This window comes from Paenibacillus segetis, from assembly GCF_014639155.1.
In the GTDB taxonomy this organism is placed as follows: Bacteria; Bacillota; Bacilli; order Paenibacillales; family Paenibacillaceae; genus Fontibacillus; species Fontibacillus segetis.
The window spans coordinates 1-24150 of record NZ_BMFT01000009.1 but is presented as its reverse complement, the minus strand read 5'-3'; the positions used below and the strand labels follow the sequence as shown (position 1 = coordinate 24150).

General features: G+C 43.5%; 19 protein-coding genes, 1 tRNA gene and 1 rRNA gene. 4 read left to right on the top strand and 17 right to left on the bottom strand.

What is annotated here, in order from left to right; translation table 11 throughout:
• The first annotated feature begins 342 nt into the window (after nucleotides 1-342).
• Nucleotides 343-837 (top strand): tRNA adenosine(34) deaminase TadA, encoded by a 495-nt coding sequence (gene tadA, locus IEW05_RS25245; protein WP_188542629.1) that lies wholly within the window; start codon nucleotides 343-345, stop codon nucleotides 835-837.
• Nucleotides 838-928: 91 nt separating this feature from the next.
• Here the strand turns inward: tadA and IEW05_RS25240 are convergent, their stop codons facing one another.
• The 5 genes from IEW05_RS25240 to IEW05_RS25220 form a co-directional block, all read right to left on the bottom strand.
• Complete coding sequence (locus IEW05_RS25240) at nucleotides 929-1756, bottom strand: YitT family protein (RefSeq protein WP_229753763.1); 828 nt, start codon at nucleotides 1754-1756, stop codon at nucleotides 929-931.
• A gap of 340 nt (nucleotides 1757-2096) precedes the next feature.
• The gene (locus tag IEW05_RS25235) at nucleotides 2097-2252 is read right to left on the bottom strand and encodes a small acid-soluble spore protein P (RefSeq protein WP_188542628.1); all 156 of its coding nucleotides are present in this window, start codon (nucleotides 2250-2252) and stop codon (nucleotides 2097-2099) included.
• A 107-nt stretch (nucleotides 2253-2359) separates the two neighbouring features.
• Entirely contained in the window at nucleotides 2360-3244 is an 885-nt protein-coding gene (locus IEW05_RS25230) for an SPL family radical SAM protein (RefSeq protein WP_188542627.1), read from the bottom strand.
• A gap of 173 nt (nucleotides 3245-3417) precedes the next feature.
• A tRNA-Ser gene (locus IEW05_RS25225) sits at nucleotides 3418-3506 on the bottom strand.
• 123 nt (nucleotides 3507-3629) lie between these two features.
• The gene (locus tag IEW05_RS25220) at nucleotides 3630-3833 is read right to left on the bottom strand and encodes an alpha-helical endospore appendage domain-containing protein (RefSeq protein WP_229753761.1); all 204 of its coding nucleotides are present in this window, start codon (nucleotides 3831-3833) and stop codon (nucleotides 3630-3632) included.
• 347 nt (nucleotides 3834-4180) lie between these two features.
• On the opposite strand from IEW05_RS25220, the gene IEW05_RS25215 reads away from it, so the two are divergent.
• The gene (locus IEW05_RS25215) at nucleotides 4181-6523 is read left to right on the top strand and encodes a helix-turn-helix domain-containing protein (protein ID WP_308420474.1); all 2343 of its coding nucleotides are present in this window, start codon (nucleotides 4181-4183) and stop codon (nucleotides 6521-6523) included.
• 67 nt (nucleotides 6524-6590) lie between these two features.
• On the opposite strand, the gene IEW05_RS25210 is transcribed toward IEW05_RS25215, so the two are convergent.
• The 3 genes from IEW05_RS25210 to IEW05_RS25200 are packed head-to-tail and all read right to left on the bottom strand — an operon-like array spanning nucleotide 6591 to nucleotide 9560.
• The gene (locus IEW05_RS25210) at nucleotides 6591-7610 is read right to left on the bottom strand and encodes a glycoside hydrolase family 130 protein (protein ID WP_188542626.1); all 1020 of its coding nucleotides are present in this window, start codon (nucleotides 7608-7610) and stop codon (nucleotides 6591-6593) included.
• Between the two features lie 57 nt (nucleotides 7611-7667).
• A complete protein-coding gene (locus IEW05_RS25205; RefSeq protein ID WP_188542625.1) occupies nucleotides 7668-8582 on the bottom strand; it encodes a carbohydrate ABC transporter permease in 915 nt (304 codons plus the stop codon).
• A gap of 24 nt (nucleotides 8583-8606) precedes the next feature.
• Entirely contained in the window at nucleotides 8607-9560 is a 954-nt protein-coding gene (locus IEW05_RS25200; RefSeq protein WP_188542624.1) for an ABC transporter permease, read from the bottom strand.
• A 305-nt stretch (nucleotides 9561-9865) separates the two neighbouring features.
• Here IEW05_RS25200 and IEW05_RS25195 point away from each other — a divergent pair, with 305 nt between their 5' ends.
• Nucleotides 9866-12619, top strand: coding sequence for an alpha-mannosidase (locus IEW05_RS25195; RefSeq protein WP_188542623.1), 2754 nt, complete (start codon nucleotides 9866-9868; stop codon nucleotides 12617-12619).
• 31 nt (nucleotides 12620-12650) lie between these two features.
• Nucleotides 12651-13931, top strand: coding sequence for a glycoside hydrolase family 125 protein (locus IEW05_RS25190; protein ID WP_188542622.1), 1281 nt, complete (start codon nucleotides 12651-12653; stop codon nucleotides 13929-13931).
• A 243-nt stretch (nucleotides 13932-14174) separates the two neighbouring features.
• Here the strand turns inward: IEW05_RS25190 and IEW05_RS25185 are convergent, their stop codons facing one another.
• From IEW05_RS25185 to rrf, 9 genes are all read right to left on the bottom strand, one after another.
• Nucleotides 14175-15791 carry an extracellular solute-binding protein gene (locus tag IEW05_RS25185; protein ID WP_188542621.1) on the bottom strand — a complete coding sequence of 539 codons (1617 nt, stop codon included), beginning with the start codon at nucleotides 15789-15791 and terminating at the stop codon, nucleotides 14175-14177.
• Between the two features lie 415 nt (nucleotides 15792-16206).
• Nucleotides 16207-17490: a serine--tRNA ligase gene (gene serS, locus IEW05_RS25180; RefSeq protein WP_188542620.1), complete on the bottom strand. Its 1284-nt coding sequence runs from the start codon at nucleotides 17488-17490 to the stop codon at nucleotides 16207-16209.
• 148 nt (nucleotides 17491-17638) lie between these two features.
• Nucleotides 17639-18223 (bottom strand): pyridoxal 5'-phosphate synthase glutaminase subunit PdxT, encoded by a 585-nt coding sequence (gene pdxT, locus IEW05_RS25175; protein WP_188542619.1) that lies wholly within the window; start codon nucleotides 18221-18223, stop codon nucleotides 17639-17641.
• An 18-nt stretch (nucleotides 18224-18241) separates the two neighbouring features.
• A complete protein-coding gene (gene pdxS, locus IEW05_RS25170) occupies nucleotides 18242-19123 on the bottom strand; it encodes a pyridoxal 5'-phosphate synthase lyase subunit PdxS (protein WP_188542618.1) in 882 nt (293 codons plus the stop codon).
• 106 nt (nucleotides 19124-19229) lie between these two features.
• On the bottom strand, nucleotides 19230-20630 hold the full coding sequence (locus IEW05_RS25165; protein WP_373285864.1) for a D-alanyl-D-alanine carboxypeptidase family protein: 1401 nt from the start codon (nucleotides 20628-20630) through the stop codon (nucleotides 19230-19232).
• Nucleotides 20631-20758: 128 nt separating this feature from the next.
• Entirely contained in the window at nucleotides 20759-22216 is a 1458-nt protein-coding gene (guaB, locus tag IEW05_RS25160; protein WP_188542617.1) for an IMP dehydrogenase, read from the bottom strand.
• Between the two features lie 311 nt (nucleotides 22217-22527).
• Nucleotides 22528-23118, bottom strand: coding sequence for an ATP-dependent Clp endopeptidase proteolytic subunit ClpP (clpP, locus tag IEW05_RS25155; RefSeq protein WP_188542616.1), 591 nt, complete (start codon nucleotides 23116-23118; stop codon nucleotides 22528-22530).
• Nucleotides 23119-23135: 17 nt separating this feature from the next.
• Nucleotides 23136-23888, bottom strand: coding sequence for an RNA polymerase sigma factor (locus tag IEW05_RS25150; protein ID WP_188542615.1), 753 nt, complete (start codon nucleotides 23886-23888; stop codon nucleotides 23136-23138).
• 165 nt (nucleotides 23889-24053) lie between these two features.
• Nucleotides 24054-24150: ribosomal RNA gene (rrf, locus tag IEW05_RS25145) — 5S ribosomal RNA — on the bottom strand; the annotation flags it as partial.

Sequence of the window (24150 nt, the reverse complement as noted above, 5' to 3'; positions counted from 1 at the left end):
TGGAACAATCCTATCTATTATTCTATATTTGGAATATGTTTCTTTATAACCTCATCATAACTGCAACGACATCTTTTGCAAAGATGTTGATATTCACATGCCGATTTCCTACAATTGAGGAAAAACACCTCAAAAAAACGCGTTTTCGTCGAAAATCAGAATATTACACACAAGTTATACACATATAAACAAGTATTGTGTGTATATTGTGTATAATAGTGGGGATAAAAGATCAAGTTTTTCTGGTTGTGCACAGGTTTATCCACAACATGTTAACAACGAATATTTGTTCGTTGCATAATCCCTTTATTTATAAACAACCCAAGGAGCTGAATACATCTTATGTCATTACCATTAATCCCGGAGCCTCCTCTCTCAACTCATTCGCATGAATATTGGATGCAAGAAGCGATTGCAGAGGCAAGAAAGGCAGAATCCATCGGCGAAGTACCCATTGGCGCTATTATCGTTCTAGGCGACGAAATTGTTGGTAGAGGACATAATTTAAGAGAAAGCAATCTCGATGGAACCGCTCATGCAGAAATGATAGCGATACGTGAAGCAAGTGAAACGATCGGAGCTTGGCGACTCTTAAATTGCCGTCTCTACGTTACTTTAGAGCCCTGTCCGATGTGCGCTGGAGCAATCGTGCAATGTCGTGTTCCCCATGTCATCTACGGCACACCCGATCCCAAAGCAGGGTGCGCTGGTACACTGATGAACTTACTTCAGGAGCCTCGGTTTAACCACCGGACCGAAGTAACCTCCGGTATTCTTCAAGAAGAGTGCGCAACAATGCTCACTACGTTTTTTAGACGGCTACGTAATAACAAATAAGCTCTAACAAAAATCCCCACGTGACGAGTTCACGTGGGGATTTATTAAATATAATAAACCAGGGTGAGTCTATGCGAGACTTAAAATTTAGCTAATGGATAGCTTTCTTCTTAAAGCGCCCGCCTTTCACATCATGGATATTTCCTACTGCCATAAAAGCACTATCATCGTAATGATTTACAATTTCCTTAAGTTTAGCTTCCTCTAACCGAGTAATAACGCAAAATATAACTTTTTTCGGATCACCCGAAAATCCACCTTCACCGGACAAATAAGTTACACCCCGGCCCAATCGACTCTGAATGGCATCTCCGATTTCATCAATCTGATCGCTGATAATCCACACCGATTTCGATTCATTCAAACCATCTACTACGATATCTATTGTCTTAAACGCTATATAATAAGCTAATAATGAGAACAGCGCACTTTCCCATGTAAATACAAAACCTGCACAGAGCAAAATAAAGAAGTTAAAAAACATAATAATTTCGCCAACAGAGAATGCTGTTCTCCGAGAAATCAATATGGCTACAATTTCAGTACCGTCCAATGATCCACCAAACCTGATAACCAAGCCTGTGCCCAATCCGAGTAAAATACCGCCAAATACAAATGCCAGTAGGGTATCATCAACAAAAGGTGCGACCGGATGTAACAACGCTGTACCAATTGACATAACTGTAATCCCTAGCAAAGTAGACATGGCGAACGTCTTACCAATTTGTTTATAACCTATGATGAGGAAAGGTAAGTTAAACAAGAACAAGAATATACCAAGTGCCCATTCGGTTAAATGGGAAGACATGACCGATATACCAGTAATTCCGCCATCCGTAATTTGATTTGGTACTAGAAATAATTCCAACGCTACCGAGACAATGATAGCTCCAAGCGCGATAAAAAGGGTTCGGAGCATGATGTTGCCAAGGGTTCGCTTATGATGTGGGCGAACAGGTTGAAGATCAGATTGCGGAGGTAAATTGTCATGTGTTACAGAGGGTATTGATTCTACATGATTTGAAGAATTGAAGAAGGTCAAGCGCATCACGATCCTTTCAGTATGGTTATAATTTTAATTCCTTCTTTCCTTATCGTTAATCACCAACTATACCTAGGTGATGACCCTATCTTTATTATTACATTTTCTGAGCGCTCTGTCTTCTTTAATTCATTTTCAAAAGAAAATGCCCCAGCGAAATGCTGAGGCATCCATCAACTATTTTCCATGTTGAAATGATCCCGGTAGTCCGAAAAAATTAACTTCCCTGAGGATTATTGTGGCTGACATGGTTCCGGTTCTTCACCTTTTTAGATCCGGATAATGGCTCTGGTCCACTATGTCCACGTTCTTCGTTCCTCTCGTGGTTAGCAGGCTGTGTTCCTGGTGTCGTGTAACCTTTAGGCTTAGTCATGATAAAAGTCCCTCCCTTGTACATCTCACTTTCTGTATCCATCATTAATTTGTGGCGAATGACTTTTCTTTATACACATTTATCTTGTAGTCGTTATGAAACTAGAACTAAAATAACTGAAGTTGTTCCGGTGCTTCGGGAGGGACATAGCGTTTAACATCCTTCATCTCACATGTCATACCGTATTTATCACAAAGTTCACGGAGAACATCCCACAGTGCTGCAGCACGCGGAGACATGCAATTATAGCGATTCCCATAGGTTCTTTGATATTGCTTAACCAATCCTGGTGTGCTCTTAGCTAAATGCTCGTAATAATAATCCCGCTGACGATCCCGTAATGACATCCCTAACCACGGAATGATAAACTGGGCCCCATTAGCATGCGCTTTCTCCACTATGTTTACTATATTGGCACGGTTATCAGTCAAGAAGGGCAACACAGGCATCATTAGCACTCCCGTGTATATACCCTGTCTAGCTAGGGTGCCCATTGCCTGCATACGGGCACTAGGAGAAGGTGCATGAGGCTCAATCCAAGCTGCTTGCTTCTCATCACTTGTACTAAGGGATACCGCGACAGTGGCATGAGTCTTACGGCTAATGGCTTCTAGCACATCGGCATCCCGCACTACCAGGTCACTTTTCGTGACCGTATGGACAGCAAACCCGTGAGCTAATATGGTCTCTAGAACCCCCCGTGTCAACCGCAAAGAACGTTCGATTGGCATATAGGGATCACTCATTGATCCCGTACCAATCATACCCTTGTGTCGCTTGCCACGTAGCTCTTTGTTCAATAGCTCCACAGCATTCTTTTTCACCGTAATATCTTCAAATACTTCAATTCCGTAGCATTCACTTCGGGAATCACAATAAATGCAGCCATGTACACAACCTCTATACACATTTAAATTGTAGTCCACTCCGAACCAATTCTCCGGTTGCTTCTGCTTAGATAGCAATGTTCGTGCTTCAACCTCATGCACCATCTACAATACCCTCCAATCCCTAACGCACAACCTCTATATAGCTAACGATGCCATCAAACTTGTATTAAGGCAACCAGTAAATTCCAAATGATTTTGGCAATATATAACAAAAAGCCGCCTCCCTACTGGGAAACGGCTGTATTAGCTTATCAGAGTAATTTAATTGAAAATTATGGCGGAGAGGGTGGGATTCGAACCCACGTGGGCTTGCACCCTAACGGTTTTCAAGACCGCCCCGTTATGACCGCTTCGGTACCTCTCCATATGACATATCTGATTAGCGAACAAAATAGATAATAACATATACTTTGAATGTTAGCAAGTCTTTTTTGATCATTACAAAAATTGAATTGTATCCCTCACACTTTCGTTCATAAGTAACACATCAGAAATGGTTGCGGGTTGCGGGTTGCGGCATCGTCACGCCAGGGAGCGTCCCTAGAACGTATTGTAAATTCTCACCCTCCGCATTAATGATATGACTTAGTCCAATCTCCTCAAGAGCAACTGAAGACAATAATAGATTAATGGCATCTTCTCTTGTCACATTTATACTCGGAGTAATATTAGGAATGTTCGCTTGAGACATATTACCGGCACCTCTACCATTGTTATAACTCCAACAAATATGAATACTTCTGATCTCGTAGTATATAAATACAGACGCTTAGATCATTTGTATATCATATGCTTAGTGTCAGTTCCTGTTTGGGTTCTTTTATATAATGTCTATAAATTTAGTGAAAAGGACTATGTCTATATAAGAAACAAGACTCGCAAGAACTAATATGAATTACAGTAAAAATTTACCTTTAACAGGGCCGATTATGCCGATTGAGCTTAGTCTAGTCTACCTTTACAGGAACCTGAATTTAATAGATAATAGGAAAACGATCAACGTTACCTGATACATACATCATTGGAGGGAACACATTCGTGGCAAAGCTAACGTTCAAGTCACCTTTCATGTCCAAGGTCCGAATGTTCGGAAACCATTTCAAATCGAAACTGCTCCTCAAATATACTTTTTCCTACATTTTAATGTTTCTCATTCCTTTAACCATCGTCACGATGTTCATTTATGAAAACGCAGTCACAAGTTTACGCTCTGAAATAGAACAATCCAATGTCAACCAGCTCAACCAAGTGAAAATGACGATTGATGATCGTATGAACGAGCTGCAGGAAATCGCTAGCAAAATAGCTTATGACCAACATTTAACTCCTTATATGGTTCGCCATCCGTACTATGGTCTTGAAGCCATCAGTACTTTAGCCAGTTACAAGGCAAATAGCGGCATACTTGAGGAATTATTTTTGTATTTCCATAATGATAACATCATTTATTCTTACCGTGGATTAAGTGATTTGGATGTTGTGTTCGGCAAAATGTATCATTACGAAAATTGGAGCAAGGAAGATGTACTCCGTGATCTTAATGAGTCGAAGCAGCCGATTATACGCCCAGCAGAAAATGTAACCGTTAACTCTCGTAAGGAACCCCTGCTTACGCTACTCGTTCCTATCAAACCAAATGACCCTTTTCCTAACGGAACTGTGGTGTATTTGATGAGTGAATCGAAGTTAATGGGTGTCATGGACACGATACTTAATGACTTCTCCGGCAGTAGCTACATATTTAGTCAAGACGGCGAAGTACTTACCTCCAATAATCGTGGGAGAAGCTTGCCCTCAGAGGTACTCGGCACCTTATCTTCACTCCAGCCAGGCATCCATAGTATGGAGCTCGATGGAGAAAAGCACTCTGTTGTTGCCGTTAAATCGACATATAATAACTGGACCTATGTGACAACGATGCCTAGCTATCAATTTTTCAGCAGAGTAGCCCATATTCAGACCCTTATTTTTATGGTTTTTTGTATCGTTGTATTGACGGGTATCATTGCTGCCATGGTCTTGGCAAAACGGCAATATCATCCCATCAGGGACTTAATCGAATTCGCTAAGCTAAAAAGCAAAGACGTGGATACCTCCAAAACACGTAATGAATGGGACTGGATCAAACAAACGATTCATAATTACAGCACGACAATAGATACACAGGAGCCTTTTGTACGGAACCAGTGCCTATTACTCCTGTTCAAGCATGGTAAGCCTGACGATCCGGAGATTGAGCATATGATCGCAGGTGCCGGGCTAGAATTCCCTCATGGTCCGGGTCAATACTTCTCTGTTATATTAGCTTGGGATGATACGCAAGAGGGTGAAGATTCCCGGCAAGTACGTCATCATATGCAGGAAATGCTTGGTGAATTTGAGCTGTCAGATTTAAATACATATGTTTACGGGGTGGAGTTCTCACCTGCAGATCAGTTCGCACTTATGGTCTCTATGCCCGCAGTGGATGAGGCAAATATTCAAGCGGAGATTGAGCAGATTATCGAAGCCATCCAAGTTACGGTCATTGACAACTTCCAGATCATTCCATATATCGGTGTAGGAACAGTGTATAGTGATCTTGCCGGAATAAACCAGTCCTTCATAGAGGCTGCAACAGCGATGGAAAATCGTATGATGGGATCCAGTTCCCACGTCACCTACTTTGAGCATTTATCCGAGATCACCTCTTCTACGGCAGAGACATTTTGGATTCCTAAGAAATCCATGCTGAAGCTAGAGCAGAGTCTTAAGCAAGGCAATGAATCTGTTGCCGATCAGATGATTGCAAGTATAATAGATTCCATCAAAGATGAATCGCTACCGAATTCCTTACTACGGTGTATCTGCTTCGATCTCTTGAATTCCTTGCTCCGTACAGCTGCTGAGCTAGGCGTGAACGAAGTGTTCACGAACATCTCCAAATACTCTACCTTCGAAACACTAGGGGAACTAGAGAACAAATTAACCTCCATGACGGCACATATCTGTCAGCAGGTACAGCACAATACGGAGACCGAACAACCATCATTAATTGATAATATTGTCACTTATGTAGATCTTAAATTTGCCGACTACACGCTCAGTCTGGAGCATGTCGCTCTGAAATATTCCGTCTCGATCTCCTATCTCAGCCGCAGCTTCAAAGAGAAAATGGGCTGTAATTTCTCGCAGTATATCTGGCATAGACGAATGGATGAAGTTATCCGACTGCTTATTAATACCAATGCCCCACTCAAAGAAATTATTGAAAGTGTCGGTTATCTGGACGCTCCGAACTTTATCCGTAAGTTCAAGAAGGAGACAGGCTATACGCCTGGACAATATCGTAAGATGTATGCCTCTGACAGTGATATCCCTGCAGAGCAAGATAAGGAATAAAAAGCTTGAAATCTCGCGCGAGCGCGGGATCTCAAGCTTTTTTGTACCAGAGTATTGTAGATCACAATTATACCTGTGGTTCGTTTAGTATATAATCTACTAGCTCATCCAACGGAACGGTAGCAAGTGCAATTGCCGTGTCTGTTACTCCGTAGTAGATGTACAGTAATCCATCTTTTACAACGTTTCCTGTCGGGAATACGACATTTGGAATTTGATATCCGAATTTTTCGTAATACGTTTCCGGCTCCATGATGAAGTTTTTCGTTCTTGCGATAATCTTCTCTGGATTTTCTAGATCCAATAACATAGCTCCTACCCGGTATACAATATCCTCGTCTACTCCATGGTAGAGTACCAGCCAGCCCTTATCCGTTTTTATCGGTGGCGTTGAACCTCCGATTTTTCTGGATTCCCAGGACAGTCCTTCAGCCTTAGCCAATAGCTTAGGCTCCTCCCAGTTGATTAAGTCCTCTGAATAAGTAATCCACATCGCTGCTTTTTCCGTACCATAGGCTTCACCTACGTATTCCTCCGGACGGCGCAGCAGCACAAATTTGCCATTGATCTTCTCAGGGAACAAAATATTATCCCGGTCATTAATATCAAGTGGAGTTGTATCCGCTACAAACTCCCAATCGATCAGGTTCGTGGATTTAAGGATGGAAGAACGAGTCAACCAGTGCCCTTCCTCTTCCCCCCAACCGTCCGGATACGAAGGGATAGAGCGTTCAGGTACACCTTTCCCCGTAGGGTAATAGCTCATCGCACAAGGGCGCAATGCGTAGTTCAAGTAAAAGACATCATCTATTTTTACAATCCGCGGATCCTGAACACTCCCGTATGGAAAACCTAGCATATCTGGAGTCACAATCGGCTCATCCTTAACATGGGTAAAGTTAACCCCATCTTCACTCTCCAACAAGCCTAGGAAGTTCTTACATGGAGTAAGCGAGCCAGCGGTTCTTTCGATCATATAAAATTTGTCGTTATCAATAATAACTGCAGGGTTAAACACCGTTACTTTACGCCACTCATAGCCTCCAGGGACTACAATCGGGTTATTGGGATGCCTTGTAATTTTCATGATTTGCCTCCTGAAATTTTTTCATGGGTATTGTTAACAAGCTCTAATCTCAATCGATCAGCCTTTCACCGATCCAATCATAACTCCCTGTACGAAGTAACGCTGCAAGAATGGGTACACAGCAATGATCGGAAGTGTCGAAACAATAATGACTGCATATTTCACTAGCGATGCAATTTCAGCTTTGTTATTCATAGCTATCGCAATATCGCCACTGACTGCTGAACCTGTTGTTTCTGCTGTCATTTCTTGAAGGACCAGGATTTGTCTCAGTACCATTTGCAGAGGATATTTAGCTTCATCATTCAGATAGATTAGCGAAGGGAAATAACTGTTCCAGTGACTCACTCCATAAAATAAAGCCATAACAGCTATGATGGCCGAGGATAGTGGTATCACAATGCGTATAAACAGCTTGATATTCGTACAGCCGTCGATATAAGCAGCCTCTTGAAGCTCTTTAGGAATACTCGATTGAAAGAATGTTCTGGCTACAATGATGTTATAGACGGATGCGGCTACGGGTAAAATAAGAGCTCCCATTGAATTGATTAGCCCCAAATTTTTGACCAGCAAATAAGTTGGAATAAGCCCCCCGTTGAAGAACATCGTCACTAGGAACATACCCATAAAAAACTTACGTCCAACAAAATCAGATCTACTAAGGGCGTATGCCGCCGGTAAAGTAATCACTAAATTTAGCATCGTGCCCAAGAAGGTATATATAATCGTATTTCCATACCCCGTCCAAATTTTCGGATTCTCAAACACTAGTTTGTACCCATTCAATGTAAATCCCTTAGGAAACAGCCACATTTTACCCGAGCTTACATAGCTAGGGTCACTTAGAGATGCACTAATAATATAGACGATTGGATACAGAACGACGATAAAAGCCACCATCAAATAAATATAGTTTGCGGTAAGAAATAGCTTGTCCGTTTTTGATTCTTTAATTGCCTTAACAGCCATATCTCGGTCCTCCTTCCTTTCTGGTTACCATAAACTCGTGTCACTTGTACGTTTAGCAATTCTATTAACGGTAATGAGCATAAGGGCATTTACAACCGAATTGAACAATCCAACGGCTGTGGAGAAGCTGTATTGCGCACTCACTAGACCCGAACGGTATACAAACGTTGAAATAACATCCGCCGAATCCATATTAAGTGGGTTCTGCAACAAGAGAACCTTCTCGTAACCTACTCCCAGAATATTACCTACATTCAGAATCAATAGAATGGTAATGGTAGGAATGATCATAGGTAGATTAATATGCAGCACACGTTTAAATCGACTCGCTCCATCCACAATCGCTGCTTCATGTAGCTGAGGATCCACACCTGATAGCGCGGCTAGATAAATAATCGTCCCCCATCCCGTACTTTGCCATACACCGGATAATACATACACGGTCTTGAACCAACGAGGATCCGTCAGAAAAGCTGGGGCATCGATGCCCACGAATTCAATCATTTTGACTATCATTCCTGTTGAGGGTGACAAGAAGGTGATGATCATCCCTGACATGACGACGACAGAAATAAAATGTGGGGCATAAGTAATCGTTTGCACCGTTTTTTTGAAAAAACCGTTTCTCACTTCGTTAAAAGCAAGTGCTAATAGAATAGGAAGCGGGAAGCCTATAGCAAGCTCGTAAAAACTGAGACTCAGCGTGTTCCATAATAAATCCCAGAAATAATAAGAATTAAAAAAACGTTCGAAATGTTGAAATCCTACCCATTCACTTCCCATGATCCCTTTTGTCGGAATGAAATTTTTAAACGCAATTTGAATTCCGTACATCGGGCCGTAATGAAAAATAAGGAAGTATAAAAATGCAGGGGCAATGAATAGATACAACTCCCAATTCTTTATGATTCTTCCGGTCAATGAGTCTCCGCGTAGACTTCTTCTCTTAATCGCAGTCGCTTTACCATGTTCCTTCATTTTCCTATATCCTCTCCTTTCTCTGAGTGCCTAGCTTCTAGCTGCTAACGCTTACAGTCAAAATTGTAGAGAATATAGACGGTCACCGTAAATATGTAGAATCTGCATTGTCAGTCCGGCAGACATCAACACCTTGTTATAAAAGGGCTTTCATTATTTTTTATTGTTGTTTTATTTTGGTCCCGTGATTGTATGATGTGTTGTTTTTATCCCTCTGTTCTGGCGTGCAAATCATACATATTGAGATTTCGTTCAAGATATGTGAACCTTCATACGAATGTCTTTGATCATAGGAGGTTTTAATTATGACCCGTACAACAGCTCACCTGATCTCCCATACGCATTGGGACCGGGAATGGTACATGCCCTACGAGCATCATCACTACCTGCTAACAGAATTAATGAATGACCTGCTTACAACCTTAGAAGAAGACGACCGCTATCGGTACTTCCACCTTGATGGCCAAACGATTATTATTGAGGACTATTTACAGGTGCACCCTGAGAAAAGAGAGCAACTTGAGAAATACATCACCGAAGGACGTATTATCATTGGACCTTGGTATGTCCTTCAAGATGAATTTCTAACTAGCTCCGAAGCCAATGTCCGTAATCTGCTCATTGGACACCAGGATGCGGCTAAATATGGTGTGATCTCCAAGCTCGGTTACTTCCCGGACTCTTTCGGCAACATGGGCCAAGCACCTCAAATGTTACAGCAGGCTGATATCGATACAGCTGTGTTTGGACGTGGGGTAAAACCTACTGGATTTGATAACGTGGTCATCGACCATATCAGCTCCAGCTATGAATCCCCCTATTCTGAAATGTTCTGGTCTTCTCCAGATGGTTCAAAAGTGGTCGGCTTGCTGTTCGCTAACTGGTACAGTAACGGCAACGAGGTCCCTGTGGACCCTGAGGAGTCTAAGGTTTTCTGGGATAAACGTCTAGCTGATGCCGGGAAATACGCCTCAACTCCAGAACTGTTATTCATGAACGGCTGTGATCATCAACCTGTACAACAGGATCTAGGCGATGCCATAGATACAGCTAAGACATTGTTCCCTGATGTTGACTTTGTACACTCCAGCTTCGAGAACTATATGAACGCGCTCAAGCAGCAGCTTCCCGCCGATTTAGTAACCGTGGAAGGCGAGCTACGCAGCCAGCACACGGACGGCTGGGGCACATTGGTCAACACGGCTTCGGCACGTGTGTATCTGAAGCAGCTCAATCAGGTTGGTCAAACCCTGCTAGAGAAGGGAGCAGAACCCCTTGCCGCTCTAGCTCATCTAGTCAGTGGAAAATCTTATCCGCACCAACTACTAACCTACGCATGGAAAACACTAATGCAGAACCACCCTCACGACAGTATTTGTGGCTGTAGTGTAGATGAAGTTCATCGCGAAATGGTAGGTCGATTTGATAAGAGTAGACATATTACCGAAGCCATTATTGCGGAGAGCTTGCAAGCCGTTGCTGGGCAAATCGATACCTCTGGCGTGAAGGCTTGGGGAGAGTCGAGTCTTCCTGTTACGATCTTCAATATGACGGGATGGGATCGCAGTGGCACGGTGAGCGTTGATCTCATCGCTGCTAAGTCCTATTTCAAGGAAGGCCCTAATCCTACGGCGATTGCCGAACGTCTTGCAGCGCTCCCGCTGCATTTGGAAGAAGGCTGCCTACTAGATGACAACGGCCACATCATTGCTGCAAAAGCCGAGGACTTAGGCGTTCAATTTGGATATGAACTGCCTAAGGATCAATTCCGCAAACCATATATGGCCCGTAAGATCCGTCTAACCTTTGAAGCTGGACGAGTTCCGGCACTTGGCTTCAAAACTTTTGCATGGGAGCCTACAGCAGCCAAACTTAAACAGCAGGCTCCTCATAGCTCACTTGTTGCTCTAGACAATGGCATGGCCAATGAATTCATCTCTGTACGGATTCACAAGGATGGTTCTTATGATGTAACGGACATGCTCAGTCAGAAAACCTTTGAAGGTCTAGGTAGATATGAGAACTGCGGAGATATCGGGAATGAATATGTATTCAGACAACCGGAGGGAGACGTTGCACTCACTACCCAAGGTATTCCCGCACAAATTACGCTTGTAGAAAATGAACCGTACCGAATCTCCTATGAAATTGTACATGAATGGGAAATCCCAGCGGCTGCGGATGCGTTATTCGAAGAAGAAAAGCGTAAAATGGTACCTTTCCGCAAACGACAGGCAGCTCGCGGGACGCAAATGCAGACGCTTAGAATTGTTACAACACTTAGCCTTGAACAGTCAGGTAAGGGAGTTCTGGTCTCAGCCTCATTTAATAACCAAGCCAAAGACCATCGACTTCGTGTGCTATTTCCTACGGGACTGGAAGCGAAGACGCATCTCGCCGATTCAGTGTTCGAAGCTGCGAAACGCGATATTACTCCAGCACCTGAATGGATCAATCCGAGCAATGCCCAGCATCAGCATGCATTTGTCAGTGTATCCGATGGCAAATTCGGTCTAACCGTAGCCAATAAAGGTCTTAACGAATATGAGGTGCTGCGCGACGGACTAAATACAATCGCTGTCACCCTTCTACGCAGCGTATCGGAGCTTGGCGACTGGGGCGTGTTCCCTACACCGGAGGCACAGTGCCTAGGTGATCACACCGTGGAGTTTGCCATTTATCCTCACGTTGGAACAGTTATTGAATCGGAGACCTTTGCTGAGGCTTATCAATATCAGTCACCTTGGTTCCATATCCAAACGGAACGTAAACAAGCAACGCTGCCATCAACATATCAGCTTGTAAAATGGCATGGTCCTTCACTTGCTTTATCGGCGTTTAAACTCTCTCTAGAACATGAAGATGTGATGATCCGGTGGTATAACTTAGCACATCAGGCTGAAGAACTCACACTAGAACCTTCATTCTCGGTGGAGAATGTCTATTCTAGCGATATCTTAGAGCGTAGACACAGCTGCAAACAGCTTGTTGAAGGAAAAATGCAAGCCACTGTGGGCAAAGCCCAAATCATAACCTATGCACTACAACCACTTAAATAAATCATTTTGAATTATAAGGAGGATTTTTAACATGAATTTACCCGCTTCCATTTCACAATTTCTGAATGAATCCGATGAGCGACTTGCTCATCATCCCAAGCTGCAAAAATTGTTCAGAAACTGCTTCCCTAACACGCTTGAGACAACAACGAAGCTGCTTGACGATGGTACTACCTTCGTATTCACCGGGGATATCCCTGCTATGTGGCTACGTGATTCAGTTGAACAGGTACGTCACTACATCCCTTACGCCAAGGAAGATACAGATTTACAGCGCATCCTCAGCGGTCTAATAGCCCGCCAGATGTTCTATATTAACATCGACCCCTACACTAATGCTTTTAATGAAACGGCCAACGACAAGCATTACAGAGCCACAGACGATTGTAATTTGAATCCTTGGATGTGGGAACGTAAATATGAGATCGATTCTCTTTGCTTCCCGGTTCAGCTTCTCTACTCGTACTGGAAAGAAACAGGGCAAGTTGATGTATTTACAGATGCTTGTTACCAAGCGTTAACATCCATCGTTAATGTTCTCATTACTGAACAGCATCATGAACAGAAGTCACCTTATCACTTTATCCGTCAGACAGTTCAAGAGACAGAGACTTTGCAAAACAACGGACGTGGTCTACCTGTTAACTACACGGGAATGTCTTGGTCTGCCTTCCGTCCAAGTGATGACGCCAATCTATTCGGCTACAACATCCCTGGCAATATGTTCGCTGTTGTGATCCTTGGACATATCATCGAAATCGCCAAGGAAATCTATAATGATACTAGACTCGCTGAGCGCGCTGAGAAGCTACGTAAAGAAATCGATTTTGGTATCCGTACTTATGGTATTGTTGACCATCCGAAATATGGCAAAATATATGCCTATGAAACCGATGGCTATGGTAACTACTGCCTGATGGACGATGCTGGTACTCCAGGACTGCTCACAATCCCTTACATTGGTTATGCAGGAGTAGATGATCCGATCTACCAAAATACACGCAGATTTGCTCTTAGCTTCGATAACCCGTTCTACTTTGAAGGTAAGTTTGCTAAAGGTATCGGCAGTCCACATACACCAGGAGGTTATGTGTGGCATATGGCACTGTCCATGCAAGCACTCACTTCCAACAATGACGAAGAGATCAAAGAATTGATTCAAACCTTAATTGATACGGATGCAGATACCGGTTATATGCACGAAGGGTTCCATCCAGATGATCCTTCTGACTTCTCACGGGAATGGTTCGCTTGGTCCAATAGTCTCTTTGCTACACTGATCTGCAAGGCAATGGATAAAGGGCTCGTATAGTTCAGCAATAACACCAAATAGCATACGATAAGCTAAAACAGCAAGTCTCCATTAACCTGGAGACTTGCTGTTTGGTATTATCTGCTACACTGCGCCCTTGCCTCTCATGAGGGCAGCGCTGTCCCTCATAGAGTACTTTCATAGAGTACCCATTAAAATATACCTCTGCACGCAAGAAAGGGGTGTTCCAGCAGCCATTTACACGGCTCTGGAACACCCCTACTCTTATGTTATTTTATTAGCTTAGCTATTCTTCCAACGATCATAAGCTGTTTGATATACTTCGGCTAACCGTTCTCCACCCATTTTCTTAAGGGTATCGACGTATTTGTTCCAATTATCTAACGACTCTTGGCCTGTAATGAATTTAGCTTCCATCTGTGCTACATATGTGCTCAAATCAGAGCGAAGTGTTGTTACTTCTGTGGATTCATCTGCAGTCAAGAACAGAGCTGGGAACGGAACTTTTGCTCCACGATCAATTAGCTTTGTTTGTGACTCCATGGCAATCCATTCTTCGAACTCATTTTTGGAGAGCTCATCAGGTACTACCATTGGTGTTCCAACTCCATAGTTAGGAGTCAACTTCGAACGATATTCTTCTCTATCTTCACCATTTGGAACCGGTAGATACTCAATTTTTGTTTTGCTATCATCAGTATATTTCCACAGTGTTCCTTCAGGGCCTTTGTTAAACAACATAGATCCTTCTGTCGTGTACATATAATCAACCCAACGGATAGAAGCTTCTGGAGCTGGGTTACTGCTAGAAATCGCGAATGTACCCGTAGCAAAGCCTTTATTTCTAGCGATAGAAGGAGTATCAACCATATCACTCTTCACAGGGCTATACATTACATCTTCTGTGCTAGGCTCTCCGCCTAGTGCCATATATGCATTCCACTCCGAGAACAGCAGCACTTGATTGTTTTTAATCTTGGCTTTCTTCTGATCATCGGTTTGTGAGAAGGACTCATGATCTAGTAAATTCTCATTCCAAAGTCTGTTCATGTAGGTTAGATATGCCTTGTAGGGCTCTTCCATTGGTGTATAATGCACCTTTTCCTGGTCATCAACATAGATTTCTTCTTCATTTGCCCCAAAAGATCCAAGGATCCAAGTACGGATATCTCTTAATTTACTTGTACCGTTAGAAGATGAAAGAGGAATTTCATCCTGAATACCGTTACCGTTAGGATCCTCGTCTCTAACACGTTTCAAAAGCGTGTACAATTCTTCTGTTGTCTCAGGAATTTTCTTCACATCCAAAGCCTTTAACATCTTACTGTTATACCACATTGGATTTCTGTACCACGGTTGGAACAACTCGATCCGAGGCAAGGAGTAAATATGTCCGTCCGGAGCGGTAATGGATTTACGAATATCCGGATGATCATCTAGAACTTTTTTGATGTTTGGCGCATACTCATTAATCAAATCTTCGAGGGGAATTAGGATACCTTGTCCTCCATAGTTCAATTCCTCAGCTTGAGTCAACTTAGCTCCAAAGAAAATGTCAGGATAATCCCCACTTGCAAACACTAGATTTTTCTTCGTGTCAAAGCTATCTCGTGGTGCATTTAAGTATTCAATACTGATCCCTGTCAGTTTCTCCATCTCCTGCATAACAGGCATGTCCTTCCAATTCTGAATCCCCATATCTGGAGCCATTATGGATAGCGACAATTTCTCATTAACAATAGGATATCCCTCTTTGTTGAATGCAGCTGTATCCGACTTCTTCTCTGTTCCCCCGTTACCCTTGCTATCCGCTGAACCGCAACCACTGAGCAACGTAAGCGCCATCACTGTAACCAATAATAGCGTTATGCCCTTTTTCTGTTTTGTACGCACACACATTTCCTCCTCTTGATGTTTTCTATTGTAGGTTGTCTTTATAATAAACGAAGTGAAGCAATCCTTCGAATATTATCTTCCTCAACCGCGCTGTTGCTAGCGCTTACAACAAAATTGTAGACAACATGTGGTCATACCGTAAATATGTCGATTTTGCATTGTCACAGCGGATAACATAATCCTTTATCCATAAGGGTTTCGGCCATTATCACACGTTAATAAACCATCCTTCAATCATAAGGAAATTGTCATTTATGAAATCGCTTTATTCTGCAAGATATACACATTTACAATCCATCCCTCTCTAATTATCCCTTCTCCCTGCCCTGCAATAAAAAAAGGTCAACCAAAGTTATTGGTTGACCTCGTACTGTTTGCGGAACTATTCTGAGTTGCCTCATGACAATTCACGATACGTTTATTTTCTTTTGGAGATGATCTGCAAATTACCCATGTAAGGACGAAGTACTTCCGGCACTTCTACACTTCCGTCTTCCAATTGATAATTTTCCAGAATCGCTGCTACGGTTCGACCTACTGCTAGCCCTGATCCATTCAATGTATGCACAAATTCTGGCTTCGATTTAGGCTCTGGACGGAAGCGAATATTCGCCCGACGAGCTTGGAAATCTTCAACATTAGAGCAAGAGGAGATTTCTCTATACGCACCCGACTCCGGTAACCATACTTCAAGGTCATACGTTTTTGCAGCGGTGAAACCTAAATCACCTGTACATAGCGCAAGTACACGATAAGGCAATTGCAGCAATTGCAACACACGTTCTGCGTTCTGCGTCATTTTCTCCAATTCATCATATGAGGTATCAGGATGAACAATTTTGATCATCTCAACCTTGTTGAATTGATGTTGGCGGATCAAGCCCCGCGTATCACGGCCGGCAGCACCCGCTTCTGAACGGAAACAAGAGCTGTATGCCACATAATGATGTGGCAATTCTTCACCTGTTAGAATTTCATCGCGGTGGTAGTTCGTTACCGGAACTTCTGCAGTCGGGATCAGATAATAACCGTCCTCCGTTAGCTTGAAGAGATCCTCTTCGAACTTCGGAAGTTGTCCTGTTCCATATAGGCTATCACGATTAACGATATAAGGTGGCAACATCTCTTCATAACCATGCTCATTACTGTGCAAATCCATCATGAAATTGATCAGCGCCCGTTCTAAACGTGCACCTAAGCCTTTATAAAAGGTAAACCGTGATCCCGTTACTTTGGCTCCTGCCTCAAAATCTAGAATTCCTAAGTCCACCGCAATGTCCCAGTGAGCTTTAGGGGTAAATGAGAATGACTTGGGCTCACTCCAACGACGAATTTCCACATTGTCATCTTCCGAAGCGCCAATAGGTACGCTATCATTCGGAATATTAGGGATCGCCATCGTCAGTTCCTCGATCTGAGCCTCAAGAGAGCGGACTTCATCATCCAACTCTTTAATTCGATCGCCAACTTCGCGCATCTCTACGATCAGTTCATCAGCATCTTCCTTGTTCTTCTTCCGCTTAGCTACTTCCGCAGATACCGTATTGCGGCGGCTCTTCAGCGACTCGCTCTCCTGCAGTAGCTCCCGGCGTTTCTCATCCAGTGGTGGAAAACCCGAAATAAGGTTTAATGATTTTCCCCGATTTTTGAGCGCCTCTTCGACGCGCTGGTATTCATTTCGCAATATTTTAACATCTAACATTGGGTAGTCCCTCCTAGAATCATCCCTGAGCAGCTATGTACTATCCGCGTTTAAGAATATGCCTACTGCCGGGAACCGCCGGAAACATGGTGTTCCTGCAAAAAAACAACCTCAACCCTGGAAAGGAGTCAAGGTAACAAGAATAGTACTATTTTACTGCTACATGACTTCTTTGAATCATTTCTACAAAATACTTATGCAACGAATAATCCTCTGTCAGTTCTGGGTGGAACGATGACACGAGGAGATGCCCCTGACGGGCTGTGACAATCTCATCACGATAAGTAGCCAATACTTCAACTCCATCGGCTACTGAAGTGATGAGCGGAGCACGAATAAACACAGCACGCAGTGGCTCTGTAAGTCCCTTTACCTCAAGGTCTGTCTCGAAACTCTCCCGTTGACGTCCGAAGGCGTTACGAGAGACTGTAATGTCCATTAAGCCTAGGTGGGCCTCTTCCTCGCCCTCAATTCCCTTGGCCAAGACAATCAATCCGGCGCAAGTACCAAAGATCGGCTTGCCTTGATGCGAAAACTCCGTAATAGCCTCGATGAAGCCATACTTTCTCATCAACTTACCAATCGTCGTGCTCTCACCGCCAGGAATAATCAAACCATCGATTTCTCCCAGTTGCTCGGGGTGCTTCACAGGCACTCCTTCGGCTCCAGCACTTTGTATGCTTGCAATATGTTCTGCAACAGCGCCTTGTAGCGCCAATACTCCCACCTTCATGACTAGGCCTTCTTCCTATTACCAGCCGCGCTCAGACATCCGCTCAGACGGCGACAATTTCGAAATTTCAATACCTTTCATAGGCGCTCCCAAATTCTTGGAAACTTCGGCAATCAGTTTATAGTCAGTATAATGTGTGGTTGCTTCTACAATTGCGCGGGCAAATTTCTCAGGACTCTCCGATTTGAAAATACCTGAACCCACGAATACACCATCGGCTCCCAAATGCATCATGAGTGCTGCATCTGCCGGCGTAGCCACACCACCTGCAGCGAAGTTAACAACCTGCAATTTACCAGTCTCATGCACTTCAAGCAGCAATTCATAGGCTACGCCCAAGTTCTTCGCTTCAGCATATAGCTCATCTTTGGACAAGCTCTGTACCTTACGAATTTGACTATTAATGAGACGCATATGACGAACGGCCTCAACGATGTTACCTGTTCCAGGTTCACCCTTGGTCCGAATCATCGATGCTCCTTCACTAATCCGGCGCAATGCCTCGCCAAGATCCTTAGCTCCGCATACAAATGGGACTGTGAAATCACGTTTGTCGATATGGAATACTTCATCAGCGGGTGTAAGAACTTCGCTCTCATCTAGATAGTCTACCCCAAGAGATTCCAGAACTTTCGCTTCAACGAAATGTCCTATGCGAGCCTTCGCCATAACCGGAATGGTGACCACTTTCATAACTTCCTCAACAATGGTTGGGTCTGCCATACGAGCAACTCCACCAGCTGCCCGGATATCTGAAGGGACACGTTCCAAAGCCATAACAGCCGTTGCACCTGCCGCCTCAGCTATTTTAGCTTGTTCGGCGTTCATGACATCCATAATGACGCCACCTTTTTGCATATCAGCCATACCTCTTTTTACCCGCGATGTTCCGGTTTCCATATCCACGCCCCCTTATTAATAGAACAATCTCTACCTGTATAATCTAACTTGTAATTTTACAATATAGTCCATAAATATACAACCCATTTGGTCGGGTTTGTATATCTTAAAACAGATTTTTGATTCCATTAAATAGGTCTCCGAAGAACTCACCAATGGCACGCATGAACAACTTGAACCAATTTGCCTTCTCCGCATCTTGAGCGGTAATCAGGTTAACTGTTTTTTCCAGTGTTTGATCCATTCCAGCCGGTTTATAGGAGTACGTGACCGTTCCAACCTTTGTCCCCTGCTTCAATGGAGCCGTTAACGTCTCATTATTCATCGTCACCTTAGCTTCCAACGTGCTTGTGTCAGCACCTTTAGGAATAACAAAGTCCACCCCTTGATCAGTAACAAGAGGAACCTGAGTGTCTTTAGCTTTCTTCACTGTAACAAATTCACTACCAGCAACCGTTACCTTTGGAGCAACAATCTGCTTCGTTTCAAAGTTATTAAATCCATAATCAAGTACCTTGCGAGTCTCAACGAAACGAGATTTTTCACTCGATGTGCCCATGACAACACTTATATACCTTACTCCGTTCCTAATAGCAGTCCCGGTGAAGCAGTTTCCCGCATTTGCGGTATGTCCGGTCTTCAAACCATCCATGCCTTCATAGGCAAACTGTTTGAAGTTGGTAACACTTTTATTTGCTTCGAGCATATAGTTCAGGTTAATCATCGGTTGCTTGTCCCGTTCACGGAATTTCTTGGATTGAATCGTAGTGAATCGGTTAAAGTCGGGATGGTCGGTTACGATATACTTTGCTAGAATCGCTGCATCCATCGCAGACATGACCGTTTCCTCCGTGCTATCCGGTTGGAATTCCTTAGGCATATCCTTAATGTCTAGCCCTGTAGAGTTAGCAAAATGAGCTGTCTTCATCCCCATCCGCTTTGCCTCTTCATTCATCATATCTACAAACGCCAATTCCGAGCCAGCAACATGCTCTGCCAACGCAACCGTAGCATCATTTGCAGATGCCATTGCCATAGCAGTATACAACTCTTCTATTGTATGTTGATCTCCCTCTGCTAGGAAAATTCGTGAGCCTACCGTTTTGGCGGCATTCTTCCGAACCGTCACGACATCATCCCACGCAAATTGTCCTTTTTTGACGAGATCGGCCACAATGTATTCGGTCATCATCTTCGTCATACTCGCTGGAGGAAGTGCTAAATCTCCATTTACATTAAGTAGTACTTGGCCAGATACTGGTTCTAGCAAAATAGCAGATCGAACCTGTAGGTCTAGCGATTCTACGCTAGGAATCTTACTAGCTGCATTCTTTTGAGATGCCGGTTTCGTTGATGGAGCTTCTGTTTGAGTTCCTTGAGTTCCTTCTGCCAAAGCCATTGCGGGAACCAGAGAGAAGCACAACATGTTCAGTAACAAAACAGAAGCAACACTTTTGCGAACCAGATGCCGTTTTGTAGTTGTTGGTTTAGATTTTTTAAGTTTCAATGCTATTAAAGCTCCTCTCATATTCACGTTCATTTGCTCTATCTATTCTATCACAGGGTATACCGCAAAAAAAGACAAGCAGGGCGAAAATCGCCCTGCTTGATGTGAATTGTAAAATTTAACAGAAATTAAACAGAATAGTTAGGTGCTTCCTTCGTGATTTGAACATCATGAGGATGACTTTCGCGAAGGCCTGCTCCTGTGATCCGAATAAATTGTGTATCATTACGCAATACATCTAGAGATGGTGTACCACAATATCCCATACCGGAACGTAGACCGCCAAGCAATTGGTGAATCGTATCGGAAAGTGGTCCTTTATAAGCAACACGACCTTCGATTCCTTCTGGCACAAGCTTCTTATCGTCCTCTTGGAAATAACGGTCTTTACTACCCATCTTCATAGCGCCGAGTGAACCCATACCTCTGTATACCTTGTAGCGGCGACCCTGATAAATCTCTGACTCGCCTGGGCTTTCCTCTGTACCAGCAAACAAACTACCCAACATAACCGCGTGAGCGCCTGCAGCAATCGCCTTGGTGATCTCACCAGAGTATTTAATACCTCCGTCAGCGATAATTGGAATTCCATATTCACGTGCTACTGAAGCACAATCATAAATGGCTGTAATTTGCGGTACGCCGATACCAGCGATAACCCGTGTTGTACAAATAGAGCCTGGACCAATGCCGACTTTGACAACAGATGCTCCCGCTTCAATTAGAGCTCGTGTAGCTTCACCTGTAGCTACGTTACCAGCAATAATTGTAAGCTCCGGATAACGTGCACGTAGGCCAGCTACAGCCTCGATAATATTGATATGGTGGCCATGCGCTGAATCCACAGTAATCGCATCTACACCCGCTTTAACTAGTGCGTCAGTCCGTTCAAATGTATCTTTACCAATCCCGATAGCGCCCGCAACGATTAATCGGCCTTGAGAATCTTTGGCTGCATTAGGGAATTGAATGGCTTTCTCAATATCTTTAATGGTAATAAGACCTTTAAGGATGTTGTTCTCGTCAACCAATGGCAGCTTCTCAATTTTGTGCTTTTGAAGAATGCCTTCAGCCTCTTGAAGAGTTGTTCCTACAGGCGCTGTTACCAGGTTCTCATGTGTCATGACTTCACTGATCTTAATACTATAATCGTGGACAAAGCGTAGGTCACGATTGGTAAGAATACCTACGAGTTTTTTCGTATCATCAACAATAGGCACACCAGAAATTCTGAATTTGCCCATGACAACTTCCGCATCCGAGACAAGATGATCCGGTGTAAGTGAGAATGGATTGGTAATTACACCGCTCTCCGAACGTTTTACCCGATCCACTTCTTCGGCTTGTTGTTCGATCGACATATTCTTATGGATGACCCCCATGCCACCCTCTCTAGCGATCGCTATCGCCAAGGCAGCCTCCGTTACCGTATCCATCCCTGCACTAATTAATGGAATGTTCAGCTTTACCTTATCGCTGAGTCTTGTGGACACATCAACCTCTTTAGGTAGCACTTCCGATTTACGTGGAACCAATAGAACATCATCAAACGTTAAGCCTTCTTTATTAAATTTACTCTCCCACACCTTGATTTGTCCTCCTTATTTTTTATTTCTAGTTGGCCGATTATCCTTTAAAATCAAGGCCAGAGCGACACTTACGAAAATATATTATTGCCATCTTAGCAAAGGGCCTATAGCCTGTCAAGAATAAGCGGCTGGAATCTCAGGGAGTCTTCTACCAGCATTCGAGTGTCTCTGGTACGTGTACACATACACAATAGAGCATATCTATACGCACCTATTTTTGCCCTAAATCATTTAAAAACATTCTCCATTAACAAAAGAAAGATCACTCTCCTTAAAAAGGAAAATGATCTTCTTCGTCTGATATGAGCCTATGCTCTTTCTTGATGGATGACTTTATCTATTACTCCATACTCGAGGGCTTCCTCCGCAGACATGAAATAATCCCGGTCCATATCCTTGGCAATTCGTTCTATCGGCTGACCCGTTTGCTCTGCAGCAATGCTATTTAGTCTCTCGCGGATCCGAATAATTCGTCTCGCACTGATCTCGATATCACTTGCCTGTCCTTGGACACCACCATGAGGCTGATGAATCATAATCTCACTGTTAGGGAGCGCAAAACGCTTGCCCTTTGTTCCAGATAACAACAAGATCGCAGCAAAGGATGCGGCCATACCCGAACAAATCGTCTGCACATCCGGTTTCACATATTTCATCGTATCATAGATGGCGAACCCAGCTGAGGTCGATCCACCAGGACTATTAATATAAAAATGAATATCTTTCTCCGGGTCTTCAGCAGCAAGCAATAGCATCTGTGCAGTAATGCTGTTGGCAACCTGATCATCGATTGCAGAGCCTAGAAAGATAATGCGATCCTTCAGCAATCTTGAGTAAATATCATAGGAACGCTCCCCGTGACCTGTTTGTTCAATGACATATGGAATAACTGTACTCATCTACACGCCCCCTCAAATTAAGCCGCAATGGCATATGGAGTTGTATTACTCACCAATTTAGATACTCTTTGCACCTGATTGTCTCTGCGACGATTTAGCATAGCTGGGACCACATCCAATGAGCTATTATCATTCATTAGCATAATTAAGGCTGTCGTATTCTGCTCTCTAAAAGCTTCCAGATAAGCATATACGATTTTCTCATCGACCTTGGATTGCCCTGGTTCAATCTTATTCGTGTCTGTATCATCGATCTCGCTGGAGATCTCCTTCACCGTTCTTAGCTTCATACGGGCACGATGAAGTACCGCCTTTACCGCCCCTTCAGTTGAATTTAGCAACTCTGCTGTTTCCCCTGCGGTATACCGAAAAACATCCATTAACAACAGTGTTATGCGCTGATTAACTGGTAGACGAGTTACCATCGTTTCCATCGCCATCCAAAGGTTAAACGAATCGATCTGTTTGTCATTAGGTAAGTCTTCGTCTACCGGTAACGAATCAGTTGTAATCTTCTTCTTACGGTACCGATCGATCCATACATGGCTCGCGATTTGATACAAAAAGGATTTGTTGATATCCAGTTCCTCACCCTTCTTTAATGCAACCATCCAAACCTTCAACCACGTCTCCTGCACAAGATCATCAGCTTCTTCAGAACACCCTGTGAGGGAGCGACAATACTGCCTTAATCCGGACTGATGCGACTGGACCCACCGGGCAAAATTATTATGTGCCTCATCTTGTTTCAGGCTTTGATCATAAACCATTATCCCAGCGCACCTCCTTTTATTTGTTCTAACACTTATATAAACGTAAAAATCAGTTCATTCGATACGGTGACTTTATCATATTTAATATAAAATCAAAAACTTGATCATGTATATAGCAAAAGAACCACTACCGAGTTAATTCGGTAGTGGTTCTTTAAGTTTGCTTGGCGGCGTCCTACTCTCCCAGGACCCTGCGGTCCAAGTACCATCGGCGCTGGAGGGCTTAACGGTCGTGTTCGGGATGGGTACGTGTGGAACC

What these genes read in the sequence shown, in the direction of transcription:
- tadA (WP_188542629.1), top strand. Translation starts at nt 343, where the DNA reads ATGTCATTACCATTAATCCCGGAGCCTCCTCTCTCAACTCATTCGCAT.
- IEW05_RS25240 (WP_229753763.1), bottom strand. Translation starts at nt 1,756, where the DNA reads ATGCTCCGAACCCTTTTTATCGCGCTTGGAGCTATCATTGTCTCGGTA.
- IEW05_RS25235 (WP_188542628.1), bottom strand. Translation starts at nt 2,252, where the DNA reads ATGACTAAGCCTAAAGGTTACACGACACCAGGAACACAGCCTGCTAAC.
- IEW05_RS25230 (WP_188542627.1), bottom strand. Translation starts at nt 3,244, where the DNA reads ATGGTGCATGAGGTTGAAGCACGAACATTGCTATCTAAGCAGAAGCAA.
- IEW05_RS25220 (WP_229753761.1), bottom strand. Translation starts at nt 3,833, where the DNA reads ATGTCTCAAGCGAACATTCCTAATATTACTCCGAGTATAAATGTGACA.
- IEW05_RS25210 (WP_188542626.1), bottom strand. Translation starts at nt 7,610, where the DNA reads ATGAAAATTACAAGGCATCCCAATAACCCGATTGTAGTCCCTGGAGGC.
- IEW05_RS25205 (WP_188542625.1), bottom strand. Translation starts at nt 8,582, where the DNA reads ATGGCTGTTAAGGCAATTAAAGAATCAAAAACGGACAAGCTATTTCTT.
- IEW05_RS25200 (WP_188542624.1), bottom strand. Translation starts at nt 9,560, where the DNA reads ATGAAGGAACATGGTAAAGCGACTGCGATTAAGAGAAGAAGTCTACGC.
- IEW05_RS25195 (WP_188542623.1), top strand. Translation starts at nt 9,866, where the DNA reads ATGACCCGTACAACAGCTCACCTGATCTCCCATACGCATTGGGACCGG.
- IEW05_RS25190 (WP_188542622.1), top strand. Translation starts at nt 12,651, where the DNA reads ATGAATTTACCCGCTTCCATTTCACAATTTCTGAATGAATCCGATGAG.
- IEW05_RS25185 (WP_188542621.1), bottom strand. Translation starts at nt 15,791, where the DNA reads ATGTGTGTGCGTACAAAACAGAAAAAGGGCATAACGCTATTATTGGTT.
- serS (WP_188542620.1), bottom strand. Translation starts at nt 17,490, where the DNA reads ATGTTAGATGTTAAAATATTGCGAAATGAATACCAGCGCGTCGAAGAG.
- pdxT (WP_188542619.1), bottom strand. Translation starts at nt 18,223, where the DNA reads ATGAAGGTGGGAGTATTGGCGCTACAAGGCGCTGTTGCAGAACATATT.
- pdxS (WP_188542618.1), bottom strand. Translation starts at nt 19,123, where the DNA reads ATGGAAACCGGAACATCGCGGGTAAAAAGAGGTATGGCTGATATGCAA.
- clpP (WP_188542616.1), bottom strand. Translation starts at nt 23,118, where the DNA reads ATGAGTACAGTTATTCCATATGTCATTGAACAAACAGGTCACGGGGAG.
- IEW05_RS25150 (WP_188542615.1), bottom strand. Translation starts at nt 23,888, where the DNA reads ATGGTTTATGATCAAAGCCTGAAACAAGATGAGGCACATAATAATTTT.